Here is an 18,394-nt window from a genome sequence, read left to right as displayed (position 1 = left end):
ATACCCCAGGTATTGGAGGCTCTTTAGGAGAAACATCTATGACGACCAAAGCTCTGGCGTTGGAGCTGGACAATCTTAAGAAGACCTATAAGGGCGGTGTCGAAGCCGTCAAAGGGATCAGCCTGAAAGTGGCTCAGGGTGACTTTTTTGCCTTGCTCGGCCCAAACGGTGCCGGTAAGTCCACCACTATCGGTATCATAAGTTCGCTGGTGCACAAAAGTGGCGGCAGTGTGCGGGTCTTTGGCCATGATCTGGATAAAGAGCTGGAGCAGGCCAAATTGTGTATTGGCCTGGTGCCGCAGGAATTCAACTTCAACCAGTTTGAGACAGTACTGCAAATCGTGGTTAACCAGGCCGGTTATTACGGTGTGCCCAGAGCCGAGGCCCATAAGCGGGCCGAGAAATATCTCAGGCAACTGGATCTCTGGGACAAGCGCAACAGCCAATCCCGGCAGCTTTCCGGCGGCATGAAGCGGCGTTTGATGATAGCCAGGGCCTTGATGCACGAGCCCAAGCTTTTGATCCTCGATGAGCCTACCGCAGGGGTGGATATAGAACTGCGGCGCTCCATGTGGGAGTTTCTCAAAAAAATCAACGCTGAAGGCGTCACCATCATACTGACGACCCACTATCTGGAAGAAGCAGAAATGCTCTGCCGCAACATAGGCATTATCGATAAGGGCGTGCTGGTGGAGTGCACCAGTATGAAGTCCCTGCTGTCGAAACTGGATATGGAAACCTTTGTGTTGGATATCAAGCAGCCGCTTGTTGAGGTACCCAAGCTTGGCGATATTAGCGTCAGGCTTACCGATCCAATGACTCTGGAAGTGGACTTGGTGAAGTCCCACAGCCTGAACGCCGTCTTCGGTTTACTGAGCGAGCAGGGGATTGAAGTGCTATCCATGCGTAACAAGGCCAATCGATTGGAGGAGTTGTTTGTGAAACTGGTTGAAAATGCCCAAGGAGGCCAGGCATGAGAGGTCTGTATCTGGTTGCCTTCAAGAGTATTTTAATCAAGGAAATTACCCGTTTTACCCGCATTTGGATACAGACGCTGGTACCGCCGGCGATCACCATGACACTGTATTTCCTGATCTTCGGTAATCTGGTGGGCAGTCGCATCGGTGAGATGGGCGGGGTGTCCTATATGGAGTTTATCGCCCCGGGCCTTATCATGATGTCGGTGATCACCAACTCCTACTCCAATGTGGCATCTTCCTTTTTCAGCGCCAAGTTCCAGCGTAACCTGGAAGAGCTGATAGTGGCGCCTGTGCCTCATTATGTGATGATAGCCGGCTATGTCGGTGGCGGTGTCGCCCGTGGACTGTTGGTGGGCCTGATAGTGACCCTGGTAGCCATGTTCTTTGTCGATCTCAGTGTGCAGCACTTGGGATTGGTGATAGTCACAGTGTTTCTGACCTCAGTGCTGTTTGCCCTTGGCGGCCTTATCAATGCCGTGTTTGCCAAGAGCTTCGACGACATCAGCATCATCCCCACCTTTGTGTTGACGCCGCTGACCTATCTTGGCGGGGTGTTTTACTCGCTGTCGCTGTTGCCTGACTTTTGGCGTGGCGTATCGGCGCTGAACCCTGTGGTGTATATGATCAACGTGTTCCGCTATGGTTTCCTGGGATTTGCCGATATGAGCGTGCCGCTGTCCATTGGGGTGATGCTGGGGTTCTGTGCGGGTCTGTGGTTGCTGGCCTATTATCTGATCTCTCGTGGGATAGGGCTGCGCAGCTGATTCAGGGCTGAGCCTCGGTTTTCTGCTGCAGCAATTGTCTGTATTGCTGCAGCTTGGCTATCTTGTCATCATTGGCGCGTTTGAGCTCATCAAAGTGGGCATTTATCTTGCCGCGCTGCTCAATAAATGCGGGATCTTCCCGCGCCATTTTCTGCCAATAGCGTTGCCGCTCCTGCTTTTGTAGCTCGCTGGTTCGCAGTATTTCCAGATAGCTGTTTTCCTGCTGCAGCCGATAGACTTCGGCTTCCAGTCGGCGCAACAGCTTGTCTTCGGGCAGGCTGTCGTTTTCCAAAAGGGATTGCAGCGGATCAACTCTTTCTCCCTCGGCCGTTTCCGTGGTCACGCCATACTGGTATTCAATTCTGTGCTGGGTGAAGGCTTGTGGGCAGGGCTGCTGGCTGAATACCACCTTGTCTTCTTTGATACATTTATAGACGGTACCTGCCTGAACTTGCCAAGCGAGCAGCAGTGCAACAAAGAGCCAGAGTCTGGGCTGTCCGGACAACATTGGGGTGGGAATCCTTTCGTCACATATCTAAAACAAGTGTAACCAATATGACTCAAGCCTTTATTGAAGACCAGTTTTTGACTAAGGAAATTATTGTGGCTGGGGGAAGCTATTGGGCAGAAAATGGAGGGGTAGCTATCCTACCCCTTAAAAAGAGATCAGCGTGACAATATCATATTGTCTATGAGGCGGGCCTTACCCAGATAAGCGGCGGCCAGGATCACCAGCGATTTGTCATCGCTGTTCACAGGCTTGAGGCTTGAAGCTTCACGCACTTCCAGATAGTCGGGCTCAAGCCCGGCGGCGCGCAGGAACTCCTTGGCATTGCTGATGGCCTGGTCGATATCCTGTCCCAGTACGATCGCCTCGGCCAGTTTATCCATGCTTGCCTTGAGCTTGGGCGCCAGCGCCTTTTCGGCCTCGGTGAGGTAACCATTGCGCGAACTCAGCGCCAGGCCGGAATCCTCGCGAACGGTTTCTACCCCTATGACTTCGATGGGCAACGACAGATCGGTCACCATGGTCTTGATCACCAGAAGTTGTTGGTAGTCCTTACGGCCAAACAGGGCGATATCCGGCTGCACTATATTGAACAGCTTACATACTATGGTCGCGACTCCGCGAAAATGCCCTGGACGGCTGGCACCGCAAAGCTCATCGGAGATCCCGGGGACTTCCACAAAGGTCTGGGCATCCAGCCCTTTGGGGTAGATAAGCTCGGGTGTTGGGGTAAACAGCAGCTCGCAGCCGGCTTCGGTCAGCTTCTGTTGATCGGCGCCCAGGGTGCGGGGATAAGCATCGAGATCCTCATTCTTGCCAAACTGCAATGGATTGACAAAAATCGAGGCCACCACGTGATCGGCGCGGCGCGCAGCTTCGAGGATTAAACTCACATGCCCCTGGTGCAAATTGCCCATGGTAGGGACAAAGGCGATGGTTTCCCCCTTTTGGCGCCATTCCCGTACCCGGGCACGGATCTCATCTATTTTGGCTGTGGTCAGCATAATCTGGCGAATCCCCGGCTCAGTTAAAGGTGTGCTCTTCTGCGGGGAATTGTCCCTGCTGAACTTCGTCGATATAGGCCTTCACGGCCTCACGGATTTCACCTGTCTGCTTGAGGTAGTTCTTGGAAAAGCGCGGGATATAGCCGCTGGAAATCCCGAGTACATCGTGCATCACCAGGATTTGGCCATCAGTATCCTTGCCGGCACCTATGCCGATCACCGGAATTTGCAGCGCTTCGGTTATCTGTTTTGCCAACGCTGCCGGGATACATTCGAGTACCAAAAGTTGGGCACCGGCACCTTCCAGCGCCTTGGCTTCATCGAGGATCCGCTGGGCGTTGTCGGCATCGCGGCCCTGCACCTTGAAACCACCGAACACATGCACTGATTGTGGTGTCAGTCCTATATGAGCGCAGACAGGAATGCCGCGCTCGGTCAACATGGAAACCGTTTCCAGCAACCATTGGCCCCCTTCAATCTTGATCATGTTGGCGCCGGCCTGCATCAGCTTGGTGGCATTGGTCATTGCCTGTTCGGGAGTGGCGTAGCTCATAAAGGGTAGATCGGCCATCAACAAACTGCGGCTGATGCCACGGCGAACACAGCGGGTGTGATAGGCCATCTCCTCGACACTGACAGGCAAGGTATCATCGTGCCCTTGCAGAACCATTCCCAATGAGTCTCCTACCAGCAGGACGTCTACACCTTCGCTGTCAAAAGCGGCGGCAAAACTGGCGTCATAAGCGGTCAGAGCGGTAAATTTTCTACCTTCCTGCTTGAATTTACGCAGGGTAGCTGTGGTGATTTTAGACATAATGCTCTTCTTATTAACCGAGTAAAGTGGTGTTATATGCCATGAAGCTTTGGACTGCAACGATCCGGCTCAGTTTCTCAGCCGGAGGGATGGAGCAATTGCAGCGATTGGCGCATGGCATCGGTGATCAGTGTGGCTATGCCGGTGCCGCAGGGCAGCACCAGCGAAGGATTGAGTTCTTCCAGTGGAATGAGGACAAACTCACGGCTCTTGATGCCGTAGTGCGGCACAGTGAGCCTTGGGATCTGTATCTGCTCATCGCCGTAGAGCAGCAGGTCCAGATCCAGGGTTCTGGGCCCCCAGCGCACCAGGCGTTGTCGACCTTGCTGCAACTCGATTGCCTGCAAGGCGTCAAGGAGTTCCAGCGGCGCCAGTTCGGTCTCGAAACAGGCCACCGCATTGACATAGTCTGGCTGGGGAACATCGCCCATGGGAACCGAGCGATAGTAGGATGAAACGCGAAAGCTGTTTTGCAGCGCCAGTTGTTGCAGCGCCAGGCAAGCACTATCAAGCTGGCGCTCGGGAGAGTCCAGGTTGGCGCCCAGCGCCACATAGACTCCGGTCATCTTACTCGGCCGCCTGTGGTTTTTCGCTTGGGCGACGTGGCTTGCGGCGCCGACGCTGATTGGCATTACGGTTGCGGCTGCCGCCGGTTTTGTTGCCGCTGCGTATCAGTTGTTGCCTCTTATCATCATCAGACTCGACAAACTGTTGCCACCAACTGGCTTGCTTGGCCAGATTACCGCCTTCGGCATTGGCTCTGAGCAGCAAGAGATCATAGGCGGCGCGGAACTTGGGATGCTCCATCAGTTTAAAGGCGCGGCCCCCTTGAGAGCGTTCAAAGCGCATCTGTAACTGCCAGATATCCCGTGCCGGAGTGCTGAAGCGGCGTGGAATGCTTACCGATCGGCACTGCTGCTCAAGTACATCGCCCATGGCGGCAAAGAAGGCATCATAGGGGCTGAGACCGCTCTCCAAGGCGATATCCTGGGCGCGGTTTTGCAGCGGATACCAAAGGAGCGCGGCATAGAAGAAGGCCGGTGTCACAGGCTTGTCTTCACCGACGCGCACATCTGTGTTGTGCATCATTTCGCTCAGCAGTCTGCCGGCCGGGCCCTTGGGATCGTCCCGCAGCAGGCTTTCCACCAGAGGGAATATCGGTGCAAACAGCTGATATTCGCGCATCATCTGATAGTTGTTCAGTGCCTTACCGGCGAAGAACAGCTTGAGTACTTCTTCGTACATACGCGCCGCCGGAATATCTTTCAGCAGCGGAGCCAGGCTCTTGATCGGGGCCGCAGTGCGCTTGTCGATGGACATCCCAAGCTTTGTGGCAAAGCGCACGGCCCGCAGCATACGCACCGGGTCTTCCCGATAACGGGTCTCGGGATCGCCAATCAGTCGCAGGGTTCTGGCGTTAAGATCATGAATACCGCCGCCATAGCTGCGAATGGAGTAGTCGGCAATATTGTAATAGAGGGCGTTGACGGTAAAGTCGCGGCGCTCGGCGTCTTCATCTATGTCGCCATAAACATTGTCGCGCAGCAGTCGTCCGGCCGAATTGACCTTGGAAATCTTCTCTTCGCTGTTACCGTGGTGGCCGCGGAAGGTAGCCACTTCAATAACATCCCGGCCAAAGACGATATGGGCCAGGCGGAAACGACGGCCAACCAGGCGGCAGTTGCGAAACAGCTTCTTGATCTCTTCCGGAGTGGCATTGGTGACCACGTCAAAGTCTTTCGGATCCAGTCCAAGCAGCAGATCGCGTACGCCGCCACCAACCAGATAGGCGTTAAAGCCAGACTTATGCAGGCGGTACAAAACCTTGAGCGCATTCTCGCTAATCTGTCTGCGGGAAATGCTGTGGCCATCGCGCGGGATAACCTCCAGGCTCAAACCTGTGTCTGTGTTGTCTTCTTGTTGAGCCTTGGCTGTCTGACCATCGTCAAACAACTGCTTACAAAACTGACTGATACGGCGAAAAATGGGACACCTCGGAACGTTAACGCAAAATAAGGGTTAAAAACTGGCGGCTATGATATACCAAATAGCGGGCGATGAGTATATCAGCGGCCGATGAGGATCTCTGTCTGTTTGGGAATGCTGTCCGGATCAAACTGAGCCACCGCCTGAGCCAACATCTGAGTCACATCGGCTTGGGGCGTGACAGCGGCCTGGCCGAGAAACTCAAGTGCCGCCAACAGCGCCGGCTGTGGATGGCGTTTATCCACCGGCGTGGCATGGTTTTGCTTGGAGAGCTTGCGTCCAGCCTGGGTGCTGGCCAGCGGCAGATGAAAAAAACTCGGTTCCTGAAACCCGAATTGGCGAAATAGGCTTATCTGTCGGCAACTGGCCTCCAAGAGATCGGCGCCGCGGACGATTTCTGTGATGCCCTGAAAGGCGTCGTCCAGCACTACCGCCAGTTGATAGGCGTACAGGCCATCGCTGCGCTTGATAATAAAGTCTTCTGCGGCGAAGGCCGGGTCGACACAGACTTGACCCAGATGGTCATCAATAAACTGAGCAACCGCCAATTGGTTGTGAATGCGAATAGCACCTTGCTTGAGTTGCAACTCCCGGCAGCGGCCGTCGTAAACGCCACCTCTTTGCTGGATCTGTTTGCGGGTGCACTGGCAATAGTAGGCCTGATTGGATTTCAGCAAGGCATCTATATGTTGTTGATAGTCTTGCAGGCGTTGGCTCTGGTACAGCACTTCGCCATCCCAGTGTAAGCCAAAGGCTTCCAGAGTGTGCATTATGTCATCGGCTGCGCCGCTGACTTCTCTTGGGGGGTCGATATCTTCTATTCGCAGTAACCACAGCCCTTGTTTTGAGCGGGCGCGTAGATAACTGCCGAGGGCGGCAACAAGAGAGCCAAAATGCAAAGAGCCAGAAGGCGAGGGGGCGAAACGGCCTATGTAGGAAGTGTTGTTCATCAAGGGCAGAGTGACAAAAAAATCGCGGGGCCAGTGTAACACTTGGCCCCGCGCTGTGGCAGATTAGATTAACCTGCCATCTGTTTTTCTTTGATCTCTGCCAGCGTTTTGCAGTCGATACACAGATCGGCTGTCGGTCTGGCTTCCAGACGACGGATGCCGATTTCAACGCCGCAGGATTCACAGAAACCGAAGTCATCTTCTTCAATTTTCTGCAGTGTCTTTTCGATTTTCTTGATCAACTTACGTTCGCGGTCGCGGGCGCGCAGTTCGAGGCTGAACTCTTCTTCCTGGGCGGCACGGTCCACCGGGTCCGGGAAGTTTGCAGCTTCATCCTGCATATGGGTAAGAGTGCGATCCACCTCTTGACGCAACTGATTCCTCCATGCTTCAAGAATGGTTTTGAAGTGACTCAGTTGTTGTGAGTTCATGTACTCCTCACCGGGTTTTTCCTGGTAAGGGTCTACACCAGCGATAGCGAGTACACCAAGTTTTTTAGTGCCTTCAGGCATAACGCATCTCCTGTTTCCATTTGCGTCGTAGGGCGTTCTTATGAACGGCCGCTATCTATATCAGAATCTCTCTACCTAGGCAAATATTTCGATTTACTTATTGCTAATTATTTGAATATGTCTGCTAAACCCGATTAAATCAACTTTTTATCACTTTTTACAGCTGGTTCAGCGGATAAATTCGAGCCTTGATTCCACCCTGAAGCCTTCTGGGGCAAGGCTTGTGGCATAGGCAAGCACTTCTACCCCGGCATCTATGGCTTCGTTCAATAAATCAGCATATTTTGAATCTATATGGCGGGCCGCTGATACGGTTTTTATGCCGGTATGTTGCACTAAAAACACCAATACCCCTCGTTGGCCACTTTTTACCACGGACATCAGTTCCCGCAAGTGTTTCTGACCGCGGCTGGTGACGGCATCAGGAAAGTAACCGTGACCCTCTTCCAAGAGTGTGGTGTTCTTCACTTCGATATAGCAATCGGCCTTTACCCCTTCGCTGAGAAAAATATCGATACGGCTGTTTTCATCACCGTATTTCACTTCCCGCTTGAGGTTTTGGTATCCCAGTAGTTCCTTGATGACACCTGTTTGGATCCCTTCCTCTACCAGGGCATTGGCCCGGCCGGTGTTGACTCCAATCAGGTCGCCTCCAGGGGTTTGCATCAGTTCCCAGGTGTGGGCGTACTTACGCTTGGGATTGTCCGAACAGGAGAACCAAACCCGCTCGCCGGGGAACTGGCAGTTCTTCATTGAACCCGTATTGGGGCAGTGCAGAGTAATCTCAGTGCCATCATCCAGCCTGACATCGGCCAGAAAGCGTTTATACCTTTGGATCAAAATGCCGGATTGCAGTGGTGGGATAAACTCCATCCCCATCTCCCTGAAGTGACTGAAAACTCCAAAGCCTAGCAGGCTTTACAGTTGGCAACAATTCTCATTCGGCGCAGGGCTTCAAGTGCCAGGCAGGAATGCAGTACACTGGACGCAATTGTGGCGCCTTGCGTTCACTACATATAAAAGAAGAAGGAATCGAAATGAGTCAATCCATGAAGATAGCGCTGACCCATGAGGCCCCTGCGGCCCATTGGGGCAAGGCCGATGTAACCTACAATGCTGAGCAGGCTCAGATCCACCTGCAGGGAAACGATGCCCTGCGACAAATTCAGATGGCCGCCCGCAAACTGCGTAACCAGGGGATCAATCAGGTTTCTTTGGTGGGAGAGGGTTGGGACCTCAACTGTCAGTGGGCCTTTGCCCAGGGCTTTGTCACTGCCAAAGGCGGCCATGAGATCCAGTGGGCCGGTGATGAGGCGCTCAAGGGCGCGCTGACCAGCAGGGCTTACAGCGCATCGTTTGCCCGCAGTCTTATTAATGAAACACCGGAAAATCTGCCACCACTGAAACTGGCGCAGCAGGCGGCCAATTGGCTGGCCGAACTCGGCGGTGACAAGGTCAGCTACCGGATAGTTGAAGGGGAAGCCTTGTTGCAGGAGCAATGGATAGGCATTCATGCGGTTGGCCGCGGCAGCGAAAGGCCACCAGCGTTGCTGGAACTGGATTTTAATCCTCTGGGTGAAGATGCTCCCGTGTCCGTCGCGCTGGTAGGTAAAGGGATCACCTTTGACTCAGGCGGTTACAGCATCAAGGCTTCCGAAGGCATGCTGGGCATGAAGGCCGATATGGGCGGCGCGGCAACGGTTACTGCGGCGCTGGGACTGGCGATTCAGAACGGTCTCGACAAGCGGGTCAAACTCTACCTCTGCTGCGCCGAGAACCTGATAAGTGGTCGTGCCTATAAGCTGGGAGACATACTGACCTACAAGAACGGCACCACGGTTGAAGTGGTCAATACCGACGCCGAGGGGCGCTTGGTGCTGGCCGATGGTCTGCAGGCCGCCTGCGCCAGCGGTGCGACTCGGGTTATCGATGCCGCCACCCTGACCGGCGCCGCCGTGATGGCCGTTGGCCGCAACTATAACGCCATCTTCTCCCCCAGTCAGCCACTGCTGGCGTTGACGCAGCAAAAGGCGGCTCTAGTGGCCGAAAATGTTTGGCCTTTACCTCTGGAGCCTTGGCATAAAGAGATGTGTCCTTCTGCCTATGCCGATACCGCCAACAGCCGCCCGGTAAAAGGTGGCGGTGCCGGTGGCGCTTCCAATGCCGCCGGTTTCCTGTGGCGTTTTGTCAATGAAGGTGTCGATTGGCTGCATATCGATCTGGCCGCCGCATTTGAAGACAACGCTTCGGCCCTTTGGGCTGCAGGCGCCACGACTCATGGTATGTTGACCATAGCCGAACTGCTGGCGGACTGAGTCATAGGGAATTAACGCCCCAACCAAGCCGCCTACAGGGCGGCTTTTTAATGCCTGTGTATCGCTATTTTTCAACGAAGGGAAGTGCAGGATGAAGTTACGCAAGGCAAGAAAGGAAGACGCACAAGCTGCCTGGGATATCCGTAATCTGGCGATTCAGGCCGGTTGCCAGGAGGTTTACACAAAGGCAGAGCTCAGAATTTGGACCCAAGGCGAGATGCCCTCTGTCTTTATCACCATGGTGGAGAGAGACTTTTATCTCATCGAACATCAGGGAAAAATACTGGCGACCGGCATGCTGGATAACGACCGAATTGAAGCCCTGTTCGTGCATCCACAAGCCATGGGCCAAGGGCTTGGGCGCGACTTACTCGCTTATCTCGAGTCTTTGGCGCGTGAAAGAGGCGTGACCGTGCTGACGCTGGAGTCTACCCTCAATGCCGCCGACTTCTATCGCAGTTGTGGCTTTTGCGGTGAGGGGATAAGCCAATATCACTCCCCAAGAGGCATAGTGCTCGACTGCGTGGTGATGCACAAGGCGCTTAAGTGATTCAGTCGCTTAACGGCCAACTGGTCAATATCCGGTACTCGACGCCGGTTGGAGTACTCAAAGACTCGTAGAGTTGCAGCTCGCTTGGCGTTAAATCGAGCGTTGGAACATCTTCGAGTTCCGGTAGGTTGTCGGCCCTTCGCATCAAGGTGATATGGGGGCGGTAATCATATTCGCTGCTATGCAGCTCAAGATTTGTTGCCAGTTGTTGCGCCGCCTTGGCGAGCGCCATTAACGCTGGATCTTCGGCTATGCCGGCCAGGCAGAGTATTTTCGGCCCGGGCCAGAAACAGAGATGCTCGAGCCGCACCCGAAAGCGTTTCAAGGGCAAGCCGGGAATGGCAGCGAGTAAATCCTCGAGCTGTTCTGCCGTCACCTGGCCGAGAAACGCCAGGGTGAGATGCAGATTGGCCTCAGTCACTTTCTTGAGACTTGGGGCTGACGGTTCATAAGCTTGTTCACAAGCCAGCTGCAACTTCAGCAAGCTCGCTCTTTCTGCCGCGGCTGGCGAGAATCCGAGAAATAGTCTTTTAGGCGTAATTGGGCTCATTTTTCGTTTCCGGTTAAGGCTTTGGCTTATACTCTTGACCTATACTGTGGCTTATACCATTTTGCATGAGAGTTGACTCACTGCGTTAAAATGGAAGCATAATGGTATCAGATGGATTCTTCAGTTCAGGAACAGTCGTAAGGAAATGACCCCATTATGTCCGTGAGTCTAGCCAATCAATTGCAACATGCCCTGGTGGATGTCTTCAGCGATTCTCCGTTGATCACCCTGGAGCAGAATGTTGATCGCGCCCTGGAGATCATCACCCGGCAACTGGATTGTGACGGGGTATTTGTGCTGGCGGCTGGAAAGGCTCCCGGGCGGCTCAAGACCCGTAATCTCTACCTCAAACCCCAATTCAATACTCTGCAAGCCACCCGAGAGTGGGGGTTGGGGAACATGCCTTTTTTTCGCAATCTGTTACGCCATCCCAAACTCCTGACCCTGGACAGTATTGAAGAGCTTCCCAAGGAAGCTCAGGAAGAGAAACGTTTTTTACGCCAGTGGCAGGTACGTAGCCTGTTGGTTCTGCCGCCACTGAATCTGGGGGAGACCCATATCGCCGTCGGTGCCTTGCAATGCGGTGGTGAAAAGCGCTGGCGGGAGGACTTTGTCAATGAGCTTAGCCATGCGGCCGCCATGATAGGCTCGGCGATGGAACTGACCCGTATCGCATTGGCGCTGCTGGCCAGTGAGCGCAAGTATCAGGAGTTGTTTCAGCAGTTACCCCTGGCTTGTGGTCAGTTGGATAGCAGCAACCAACTGACCATGATGAACCGGATAGCCAAACAGACACTGGTAGCCGCTGATAGCCAGGATCTGCTGACCTTGGTGCGTGAGGATGACAAGGGCATTTTGCTCGATACGCTGGCCGTGGTGCGCGATGGGGTATTGAATCAGGCCTGGTGTGAGGTTGGTTTTCAGCATGGACAGGAGCTCTCCTGGCAAAAGCTCAGTATCAGTCGTAGCAAGGCTGATAAGCGTACCCTGGTGTTGATGGCTGAAGATGTCAGTGAACGTCACAGGCTGGCCAGCGAGCTGTCATTCCATGCCAATTATGATGCTTTGACCGGCCTGCCCAATCGGGTGCATTTCGAAGCCTTGCTGGCCAAGGTGCTCGGCGAGGAACAGGCTCCTCCCGTGTGTATTGCCTTTGTGGATCTGGATCAGTTTCGGGTGATCAACAATGTCAGCGGGCATATCGCGGGTGACAGGCTCTTGTGTCAGGTGGCGCAGCGGCTCAAGCAGCTGGTGCGCAAGGGGGATGTGGTGGCCAGGCTCGGCGGCGATGAGTTCGGGATCCTGATGCATTTTTGTAACCCTGAGTCGGCCAAACATATCGCCGAGCGTATCTGTCAGCAGCTGTTTAATCATGAATTCAACTGGGAAAACCGCAAACATGGGGTCTCGGCCAGCATAGGCATAGCCCAGTTGGAACCATTGGCGCAGGACATCTATACCGTTATGGGCCAGGCCGATGCCGCTTGCCGGCTGGCCAAGGAGCAGGGGCGCAATGGCTGGTTACTCTACGACAGCAGCGATCCCCGCCTCAAGCGGCTCTACAGCGAAATGACCGCCTCGGTCGATGTCCTGGGAGCCCTGGCCAACGACAAATTTGAGCTCTATTTTCAGGAGATCCGCCCGCTGGAGGCTACAGATAGCGGTATGCATCTGGAGATCTTGCTGCGTATGTATCAGGAGGAGGGAGAGATGCTGTCACCGGCGATATTTCTGCCGGCGGCAGAGCGTTATAACCTGGCGTCCAGAGTGGATCGCTGGGTGATAGATCATCTGCTGCTTTGGGGCAATCGGCATCTTGAGTTGTGGCAGTCCCTGTCTTTGGTGTCGCTGAACCTTTCGGCGTCCTCGCTTGAGGATGAGGAGTTTATGGACTGGCTTGAGATGCGTCTGCTGGCCGAGCCCGAGTTGGTCGATAAGCTGTGTATCGAAATCACCGAAACTTCGGTTCTCAGCCAGCTCGAGCAGGCTCATAGGTTGATTGAACTGCTCAAACCTTTGGGTTGTAAGCTGGCGATGGATGACTTTGGCGCCGGTTTTTCCTCTTTTGCCTACCTGAAACAGTTGGCGGTGGATTATGTGAAGATTGACGGCCAGTTTGTGGTCAATCTCTGTGAAGACAAGGCGGATCAGGCGATTATTGCCGCCATGTGTCAGTTGGGGAAGCAGATGGCGTTTCAAACTATTGCCGAGTTTGTGGAAACCGAGGCCATAGTGGCGAAACTGCGGGAGCTAGGAGTGGATTATGCTCAAGGTTACGCCATAGGTAAACCCAGGCCCTTATTGGCGCTGAGCGAGCCAATTCGTTAGGTTAGCCACAGCGGCGGAAACTGGTTACACTGAGCGCCTGTTTTTGTAAGCCATGCCCTGAATCTTGAACGACTTACCCATTCAATCCCTGTTGCCTCAACTGCGCCAAACCTTGGCCAGTTGCCGGCAAGTTATCCTCGAAGCACCTACCGGAGCCGGTAAATCCACCGCGCTGCCCTTGGCACTGCTCGACTGGCCGGAAATCGACGGCAAGATCCTTATGCTGGAGCCAAGACGGGTGGCGGCCCGGGCCATCGCCGGCTTTTTAGCGCGCCAAAGAGGGCAGGCGCTGGGGCAAGAGGTGGGATTCAGGGTTCGTGGTGAGAGTCAGGTCAGCGGCAACACCCGACTCGAGATCATCACCGAGGGGGTGCTGACCCGCATGATCCAGCAGGACCCTGAGCTCAAGGGCGTTGCCATGATCATTTTCGATGAGATCCATGAGCGCCATCTGAGCACAGATCTTGGTCTGGCGTTGGCACTGGAAGTGCAGGCCTCATTGCGGGACGATTTACACTTGCTGGCCATGTCGGCAACGCTCGAAGGTTTGCCGTTACACACCTTGATGCCGGATGCCAAGCTACTTGCCAGTGAGGGTCGCAGCTACCCTGTGACTATCGCCTACAGCGCTGTTTCGGCGCAGAGGCGCAGCGGTTCGGGTTCCGGCTCTGGCATGGCGCCTTGGCTTGAACATATGGGGCGGCAGTTGCTGGCGCTGCTGGACCCTCAGCAGGCCAGCGCTTTGGGGGTTAGCGAAGCGCAGCAACAGGGCTCGATACTCGCCTTCCTGCCGGGACAGGGGGAAATTCAGCGCCTCAAGCACTATCTGCAATCCAGAGTGGCGGCCAATGTGCGTATTTGTCCTCTCTACGGCTCACTGAGTGCCAAAGAGCAGGATGCGGCGATTGCCCCGGCCAATGCCGGTGAGCGTAAGCTGGTGCTGTCCACCAACCTGGCGGAATCCAGTCTGACCATAGAGGGGATTACTCTGGTGGTGGACAGTGGCTACAAGCGCCAGGCCAGTTTCAACCCCCGCAGCGGCGTGACCCGTTTGGGACTCAAGCGTATCAGCCAGGCATCGGCCACTCAAAGAGCCGGGCGGGCTGGGCGCACCAGTGCGGGCTTCTGCTTAAGGCTTTGGGGCCAGGAGGAGCACGGCCGCTTGCCGCAGGCGGATGAGCCGGAAATCTTGCATGCCGACTTGCTCTCCATGGCCTTGGATGCCGCTTGCTGGGGCGTGCGTAGCCTCAGTGACTTGCCTTTACTGACGCCACCGGCCAGAGCCAATGAGGCGGTGGCCTGGCAGCTGTTGCAGTCGCTGCAATTGGTAGACAGGCAACGTAAGCTTAGCGCCCATGGCCGCGCGGCCTATGCACTGGGGGCGCAACCGCGGCTGGCGCACATGCTGCTTCGGGCGCAGAGTTTGGGGCAGGGGCGCGGCGAACCTGAGCTCGCCGGTCTGGCTTGTCTGCTGGCTGCCTTATTGGAGGCCAGAAGCCTTGCGGGCAACGGCGCCGATATCATGGATAAACTTTCTCAGGCCACTCAAGGCCTTGAGGCCAGACAAGTCGGCAACTGGCTCAGACGCTTAGGGCTTAATGGCAAGGCGGCAGACTTTCTGAAATTGGCGAATCGTGCCGATTGCGCCCTGTTGTTGGCGCTGGCATTTCCTGACAGGATAGCCAAGGCAAGAGGCGTCGAGGGCTATCAGTTGGCCAATGGCAGCGGCGTGGTGCTCGATGCCGGTGACAGCCTCAGCGGCTGCGAGTTTCTGGTGGTGGCTGATTACCAGGAGACCGAGGGCCGCAGCGCCGGCCGCATCTATCTGGCGGCCGAATTACCGGCGGGGTTGCTGGAAAATGAGCTGGCTTTTCTCTGCACTTGGCAACAGCAGGCGGGCTGGGATGAGTCCAAGGGACGTTTCTTTGCCGAGCGCCAACTGCGTCTTGGGGAGATAGTGCTCAAGCGGGAAGCCGAGAAAGAGGCGGATCCCAAGCTGAGGGCTCAGGCGATTATGACGTTGCTGCGCAGTAAAGGCTTGGCGCTGCTCAATATGGATGAGGATGTCAGGCAGCTCCAGTTCAGGCTGGCACTGGCAAGATCCAAAGATCCGAGCCTATTCCCGGACAGCAGCGATCCGGCGCTACTGGATTCTCTCGAGGAGTGGTTGGAGCCGTTTTTGAGCGATATCAAGCAGCTAAAGGGGTTAATGGCATTGGATATCAAGCAGCTGCTGCTCAATCGCCTCGAGTGGCAGGCGCAGCAGATGCTGAATGAATGGCTGCCGAGCCATTGGAAAATGGCCACGGGCACCCGGGCGCCGATCCGCTATGATGCCGGCGGGCGGGCGCTGCTGAGCGTGCGTCTGCAGGAAGCGCTGGGCATGGCCGAAAGCCCGCGGCTACTGCAAGGGGAGTTGACTGTAACCATGGAACTCTTGTCTCCGGCGCAGCGCCCCTTGGCACTGACGGCCGATCTGGCCAGCTTTTGGCAAGGGCCCTATGTCGAAGTGAAAAAAGAGATGCGTGGGCGCTACCCTAAACACCTGTGGCCCGACGACCCGGCTAATACTTTGCCGACCAAATTCACCAAGAAAAAGACCTTGAATATCCAGCAGTAAATTTTGGGATAAGCATGACCACCAAGAAAAGTACCACGAAAAAAAGTACCAGAAAAACCAGCAGCAAGAGCAAGCCGGCGCGGCAAAGCCCCGGGTTGTGGCGCAGGTTATGGTCGATAACCTGGAAGCTGGCCCTTATTCTGGTAGCGGCGTTGACCATCTATTGTATCTACCTGGATCAGATCATCGCCCGTAAGTTTGAAGGGCAGAAGTGGCACCTGCCGGCGCAGGTGTTCAGTCGCTCAATGGCACTCTATCCCGGGGCGGCGGTGAGCCACGCCCAGCTGATGGCCGAACTTAAGCTGCTGGGCTATCGCAAGGTGGCCAATCCGCGCCAGGTGGGGGAGTTTTCTGCCTCCAGTACCCGAATCGAGCTGTGGCGTCGCCCCTTCCTGCATCCTGAGGGAAGCCAGGCAGAGCAGCGGGTGATGATAAGTTTCGACTCCAACGGCGTCACTTCGGTGGCGCGCATGAGCGACAAACGTCAACTGGCGGTGTTTCATCTCGAACCTGTGCTGCTGGACAGGATCATCGCCGGTGATGGTGAGGACAGGCTATTTGTACCAACCGAACAGATCCCCGAACACATAGTCGAAGCGCTTATTTTGGTGGAAGACCGCAGCTTCTATGAGCACCACGGGGTGAATCCCTTTGCCATCGCCCGTGCCCTGCTGGTCAATATCAGTGCCGGTCGCACGGTACAGGGCGGCTCAACCCTGACCCAGCAGCTGGCGAAGAACTTCTTCCTCTCCAGCGAGCGCTCCTTAATCCGTAAGGCCAGGGAGGCCTTGATGGCGCTGATTATCGATTTTCGTTACAGCAAGGATGAAATTCTCGAGGCCTATCTCAATGAGGTCTACATGGGGCAGGACAAATCCAGAGCTGTGCATGGCATGGGGCTGGCATCGCAATTCTATTTTGGCCGCCCGGTCGGAGAGCTGACCCTGGCACAGCAAGCCTTCCTGGTCGCCGCTATCAAGGGGCCATCCTACTACAACCCTTGGCGCTATCCTGACAGGGCTCAGGAGCGGCGCGATCTGGTGCTCAGGCTGTTGATGGAAGGCAGCAAAATTTCTGTCGACCAATACAAGGCGGCAGCGGAGTCGCCGCTGGGATTAAGGCGCTCGGACAAGCCGGTGCACCAGAAACTGCCGGCCTTCTTTGCCGTGGTTAAACAGGAACTCAAGGACCGCTATGGTGCGGCGCTGCTGAAGCAGTCCGGCGTCAAGGTCTATACCACTTTGGATCCCATGGCGCAGGAAGCCGCCGAAAACGCCGTTGAGCGAACCCTGAAGGAGCTTGGCAAGAAAGATAAAGAGGTGCAGGTGGGCATGGTGGTGACCGACAAGTACAGCGCCGGGATAGCCGCCATGGTGGGCGATAAGGTGCCGGGCTACGAGGGTTTCAACCGGGCGGTGGAAATTCGCCGTCCCATAGGTTCACTGGTTAAGCCGTTTGTTTATGCCACGGCGCTGGCACAGGGCAGTAAGTTCAATCTCGCCAGCCCCCTCAAAGATGAGGCCATTACCCTCAAGAATGAGCAGGGCAAGACCTGGTCGCCCCAGAATGTGGATCGCAAGTTCCGCGGCCAGGTGCCGCTGTTGACGGCGTTCAAGAAATCGATGAACGTGCCGACCGTGAATCTGGGCATGATGGTTGGCGTCGATGCCGTAGCCGCGACGCTAAAAGAGGCCGGTTGGAATGAAGCTGTATCGGCTTATCCTTCCATGTTGCTCGGCGCCGTGAACGGTTCCCCCTTGATGGTGGCGCAGGTATATCAGACCCTGGCGGACGGAGGTCGTTATCGTAAGCTCAATGCGGTGACTGCCGTGCTGGACAGCGACAACCAGCCCCTGCCTGTGGCCAGTATGCCACGCCATGAGGCGATAACGCCTGCGGCCAACTATCTGGTGCAGTACGCCATGACCAAGGTGGTGGAGTCCGGCACGGCTTCGCGTCTGGGGGCGGCTTTCCCCGGAGTGATGCTGGCGGGCAAGACGGGCACCAGCAACGACCGCCGCGATTCCTGGTTTGCCGGATTTGACGAGCGTAACGTTGCCGCCGTTTGGGTTGGCCGTGATGACAACGGCAAGACCCAGTTCTATGGCAGCAGTGGTGCCATGACTGTTTATCAACGTTTCCTCGCCGAGCGGCCGCCGCTGGGGCTGAGATTGCCGCCGGTCAACGACGTGGTGCAGGGCTATTTCGACCGGGATACAGGTGCGGCGAAACAAGCCGATTGCCGTAATGTGGTGGCGGTTCCTGCGCTGGCCGATAGTTATCATCCGGCGCCCAACTGCGGTGAACCTTTGCCTTGGTGGAAACGGATCCTCGGTGGTTAACGGCTAAAACTAAGCAGGGCGGCTATACCAGCGGCCCTGCTTATTGAGCAGGCCAAGCTGGGGCACTGAGTGTGCGTGAGCTTTAATCGGGGTTTTTCCACACCAACTTTTGGAGGATAAATGGATCAACAACCGGTTGTTCTATCCCAGAGTGGCTGTGAATCGTACCGT

The 18,394-nt window shown here is 55.5% G+C and carries 16 protein-coding genes; 7 read left to right on the top strand and 9 right to left on the bottom strand.

The window, feature by feature from the left end; translation table 11 throughout:
* Positions 1–38 precede the first annotated feature (38 nt).
* Both SIL79_RS02225 and SIL79_RS02220 read left to right on the top strand, forming a co-directional pair.
* A complete protein-coding gene (locus tag SIL79_RS02225) occupies positions 39–977 on the top strand; it encodes an ABC transporter ATP-binding protein (RefSeq protein WP_039033093.1) in 939 nt (312 codons plus the stop codon).
* Positions 974–1,744: an ABC transporter permease gene (locus tag SIL79_RS02220; RefSeq protein ID WP_071475780.1), complete on the top strand. Its 771-nt coding sequence runs from the start codon at positions 974–976 to the stop codon at positions 1,742–1,744. Before SIL79_RS02225 ends, SIL79_RS02220 begins: the two co-directional genes overlap by 4 nt.
* Position 1,745: 1 nt before the next feature.
* Here the strand turns inward: SIL79_RS02220 and SIL79_RS02215 are convergent, their stop codons facing one another.
* The 8 genes from SIL79_RS02215 to sfsA form a co-directional block, all read right to left on the bottom strand.
* Positions 1,746–2,252, bottom strand: a complete 507-nt coding sequence (locus SIL79_RS02215) for a DUF4124 domain-containing protein (protein WP_071475781.1) — start codon at positions 2,250–2,252, stop codon at positions 1,746–1,748.
* Between the two features lie 158 nt (positions 2,253–2,410).
* Entirely contained in the window at positions 2,411–3,256 is an 846-nt protein-coding gene (panC, locus tag SIL79_RS02210; protein ID WP_039033096.1) for a pantoate--beta-alanine ligase, read from the bottom strand.
* 19 nt (positions 3,257–3,275) lie between these two features.
* Positions 3,276–4,070: a 3-methyl-2-oxobutanoate hydroxymethyltransferase gene (gene panB, locus SIL79_RS02205; RefSeq protein WP_039033097.1), complete on the bottom strand. Its 795-nt coding sequence runs from the start codon at positions 4,068–4,070 to the stop codon at positions 3,276–3,278.
* A 77-nt stretch (positions 4,071–4,147) separates the two neighbouring features.
* Positions 4,148–4,636, bottom strand: coding sequence for a 2-amino-4-hydroxy-6-hydroxymethyldihydropteridine diphosphokinase (gene folK / locus SIL79_RS02200; RefSeq protein ID WP_233962669.1), 489 nt, complete (start codon positions 4,634–4,636; stop codon positions 4,148–4,150).
* 1 nt (position 4,637) lies between these two features.
* Positions 4,638–6,023: a polynucleotide adenylyltransferase PcnB gene (pcnB, locus tag SIL79_RS02195; RefSeq protein WP_202932874.1), complete on the bottom strand. Its 1,386-nt coding sequence runs from the start codon at positions 6,021–6,023 to the stop codon at positions 4,638–4,640.
* A 113-nt stretch (positions 6,024–6,136) separates the two neighbouring features.
* On the bottom strand, positions 6,137–7,006 hold the full coding sequence (gene gluQRS, locus SIL79_RS02190; protein ID WP_144361621.1) for a tRNA glutamyl-Q(34) synthetase GluQRS: 870 nt from the start codon (positions 7,004–7,006) through the stop codon (positions 6,137–6,139).
* A 68-nt stretch (positions 7,007–7,074) separates the two neighbouring features.
* Entirely contained in the window at positions 7,075–7,518 is a 444-nt protein-coding gene (dksA, locus tag SIL79_RS02185) for an RNA polymerase-binding protein DksA (RefSeq protein ID WP_025010051.1), read from the bottom strand.
* A gap of 168 nt (positions 7,519–7,686) precedes the next feature.
* Positions 7,687–8,391, bottom strand: coding sequence for a DNA/RNA nuclease SfsA (gene sfsA, locus SIL79_RS02180; protein WP_144361584.1), 705 nt, complete (start codon positions 8,389–8,391; stop codon positions 7,687–7,689).
* A gap of 164 nt (positions 8,392–8,555) precedes the next feature.
* On the opposite strand from sfsA, the gene pepB reads away from it, so the two are divergent.
* Both pepB and SIL79_RS02170 read left to right on the top strand, forming a co-directional pair.
* Entirely contained in the window at positions 8,556–9,833 is a 1,278-nt protein-coding gene (gene pepB, locus SIL79_RS02175; protein WP_144361583.1) for an aminopeptidase PepB, read from the top strand.
* Positions 9,834–9,924: 91 nt separating this feature from the next.
* A complete protein-coding gene (locus SIL79_RS02170) occupies positions 9,925–10,383 on the top strand; it encodes a GNAT family N-acetyltransferase (RefSeq protein ID WP_071475785.1) in 459 nt (152 codons plus the stop codon).
* Between the two features lies 1 nt (position 10,384).
* On the opposite strand, the gene thpR is transcribed toward SIL79_RS02170, so the two are convergent.
* Positions 10,385–10,933, bottom strand: a complete 549-nt coding sequence (gene thpR / locus SIL79_RS02165; protein ID WP_267959635.1) for an RNA 2',3'-cyclic phosphodiesterase — start codon at positions 10,931–10,933, stop codon at positions 10,385–10,387.
* Between the two features lie 156 nt (positions 10,934–11,089).
* Between thpR and SIL79_RS02160 the strand changes: the two genes are divergently transcribed.
* The 3 genes from SIL79_RS02160 (at position 11,090) to mrcB (ending at position 18,223) form a co-directional block, all read left to right on the top strand.
* Positions 11,090–13,261, top strand: coding sequence for a putative bifunctional diguanylate cyclase/phosphodiesterase (locus SIL79_RS02160; protein ID WP_039033103.1), 2,172 nt, complete (start codon positions 11,090–11,092; stop codon positions 13,259–13,261).
* Between the two features lie 64 nt (positions 13,262–13,325).
* Entirely contained in the window at positions 13,326–15,881 is a 2,556-nt protein-coding gene (gene hrpB / locus SIL79_RS02155; RefSeq protein WP_233962671.1) for an ATP-dependent helicase HrpB, read from the top strand.
* Between the two features lie 14 nt (positions 15,882–15,895).
* The gene (gene mrcB, locus SIL79_RS02150) at positions 15,896–18,223 is read left to right on the top strand and encodes a penicillin-binding protein 1B (protein ID WP_162206817.1); all 2,328 of its coding nucleotides are present in this window, start codon (positions 15,896–15,898) and stop codon (positions 18,221–18,223) included.
* Positions 18,224–18,394 lie beyond the last annotated feature (171 nt).

It is taken from the genome of Shewanella indica (assembly GCF_033842865.1).
Lineage (GTDB): Bacteria > Pseudomonadota > Gammaproteobacteria > Enterobacterales > Shewanellaceae > Shewanella > Shewanella indica.
The sequence above is the reverse complement of the archived record's forward strand: the minus strand, read 5'-3'. Positions and strand labels throughout refer to the sequence as shown.

Bases quoted from the DNA above. Each gene is read 5' to 3' on its own strand.
- SIL79_RS02225 (WP_039033093.1), top strand. From the start codon at position 39: ATGACGACCAAAGCTCTGGCGTTGGAGCTGGACAATCTTAAGAAGACC.
- SIL79_RS02220 (WP_071475780.1), top strand. From the start codon at position 974: ATGAGAGGTCTGTATCTGGTTGCCTTCAAGAGTATTTTAATCAAGGAA.
- SIL79_RS02215 (WP_071475781.1), bottom strand. From the start codon at position 2,252: ATGTTGTCCGGACAGCCCAGACTCTGGCTCTTTGTTGCACTGCTGCTC.
- panC (WP_039033096.1), bottom strand. From the start codon at position 3,256: ATGCTGACCACAGCCAAAATAGATGAGATCCGTGCCCGGGTACGGGAA.
- panB (WP_039033097.1), bottom strand. From the start codon at position 4,070: ATGTCTAAAATCACCACAGCTACCCTGCGTAAATTCAAGCAGGAAGGT.
- folK (WP_233962669.1), bottom strand. From the start codon at position 4,636: ATGACCGGAGTCTATGTGGCGCTGGGCGCCAACCTGGACTCTCCCGAG.
- gluQRS (WP_144361621.1), bottom strand. From the start codon at position 7,006: ATGAACAACACTTCCTACATAGGCCGTTTCGCCCCCTCGCCTTCTGGC.
- dksA (WP_025010051.1), bottom strand. From the start codon at position 7,518: ATGCCTGAAGGCACTAAAAAACTTGGTGTACTCGCTATCGCTGGTGTA.
- sfsA (WP_144361584.1), bottom strand. From the start codon at position 8,391: ATGGAGTTTATCCCACCACTGCAATCCGGCATTTTGATCCAAAGGTAT.
- pepB (WP_144361583.1), top strand. From the start codon at position 8,556: ATGAGTCAATCCATGAAGATAGCGCTGACCCATGAGGCCCCTGCGGCC.
- SIL79_RS02170 (WP_071475785.1), top strand. From the start codon at position 9,925: ATGAAGTTACGCAAGGCAAGAAAGGAAGACGCACAAGCTGCCTGGGAT.
- thpR (WP_267959635.1), bottom strand. From the start codon at position 10,933: ATGAGCCCAATTACGCCTAAAAGACTATTTCTCGGATTCTCGCCAGCC.
- SIL79_RS02160 (WP_039033103.1), top strand. From the start codon at position 11,090: ATGTCCGTGAGTCTAGCCAATCAATTGCAACATGCCCTGGTGGATGTC.
- mrcB (WP_162206817.1), top strand. From the start codon at position 15,896: ATGACCACCAAGAAAAGTACCACGAAAAAAAGTACCAGAAAAACCAGC.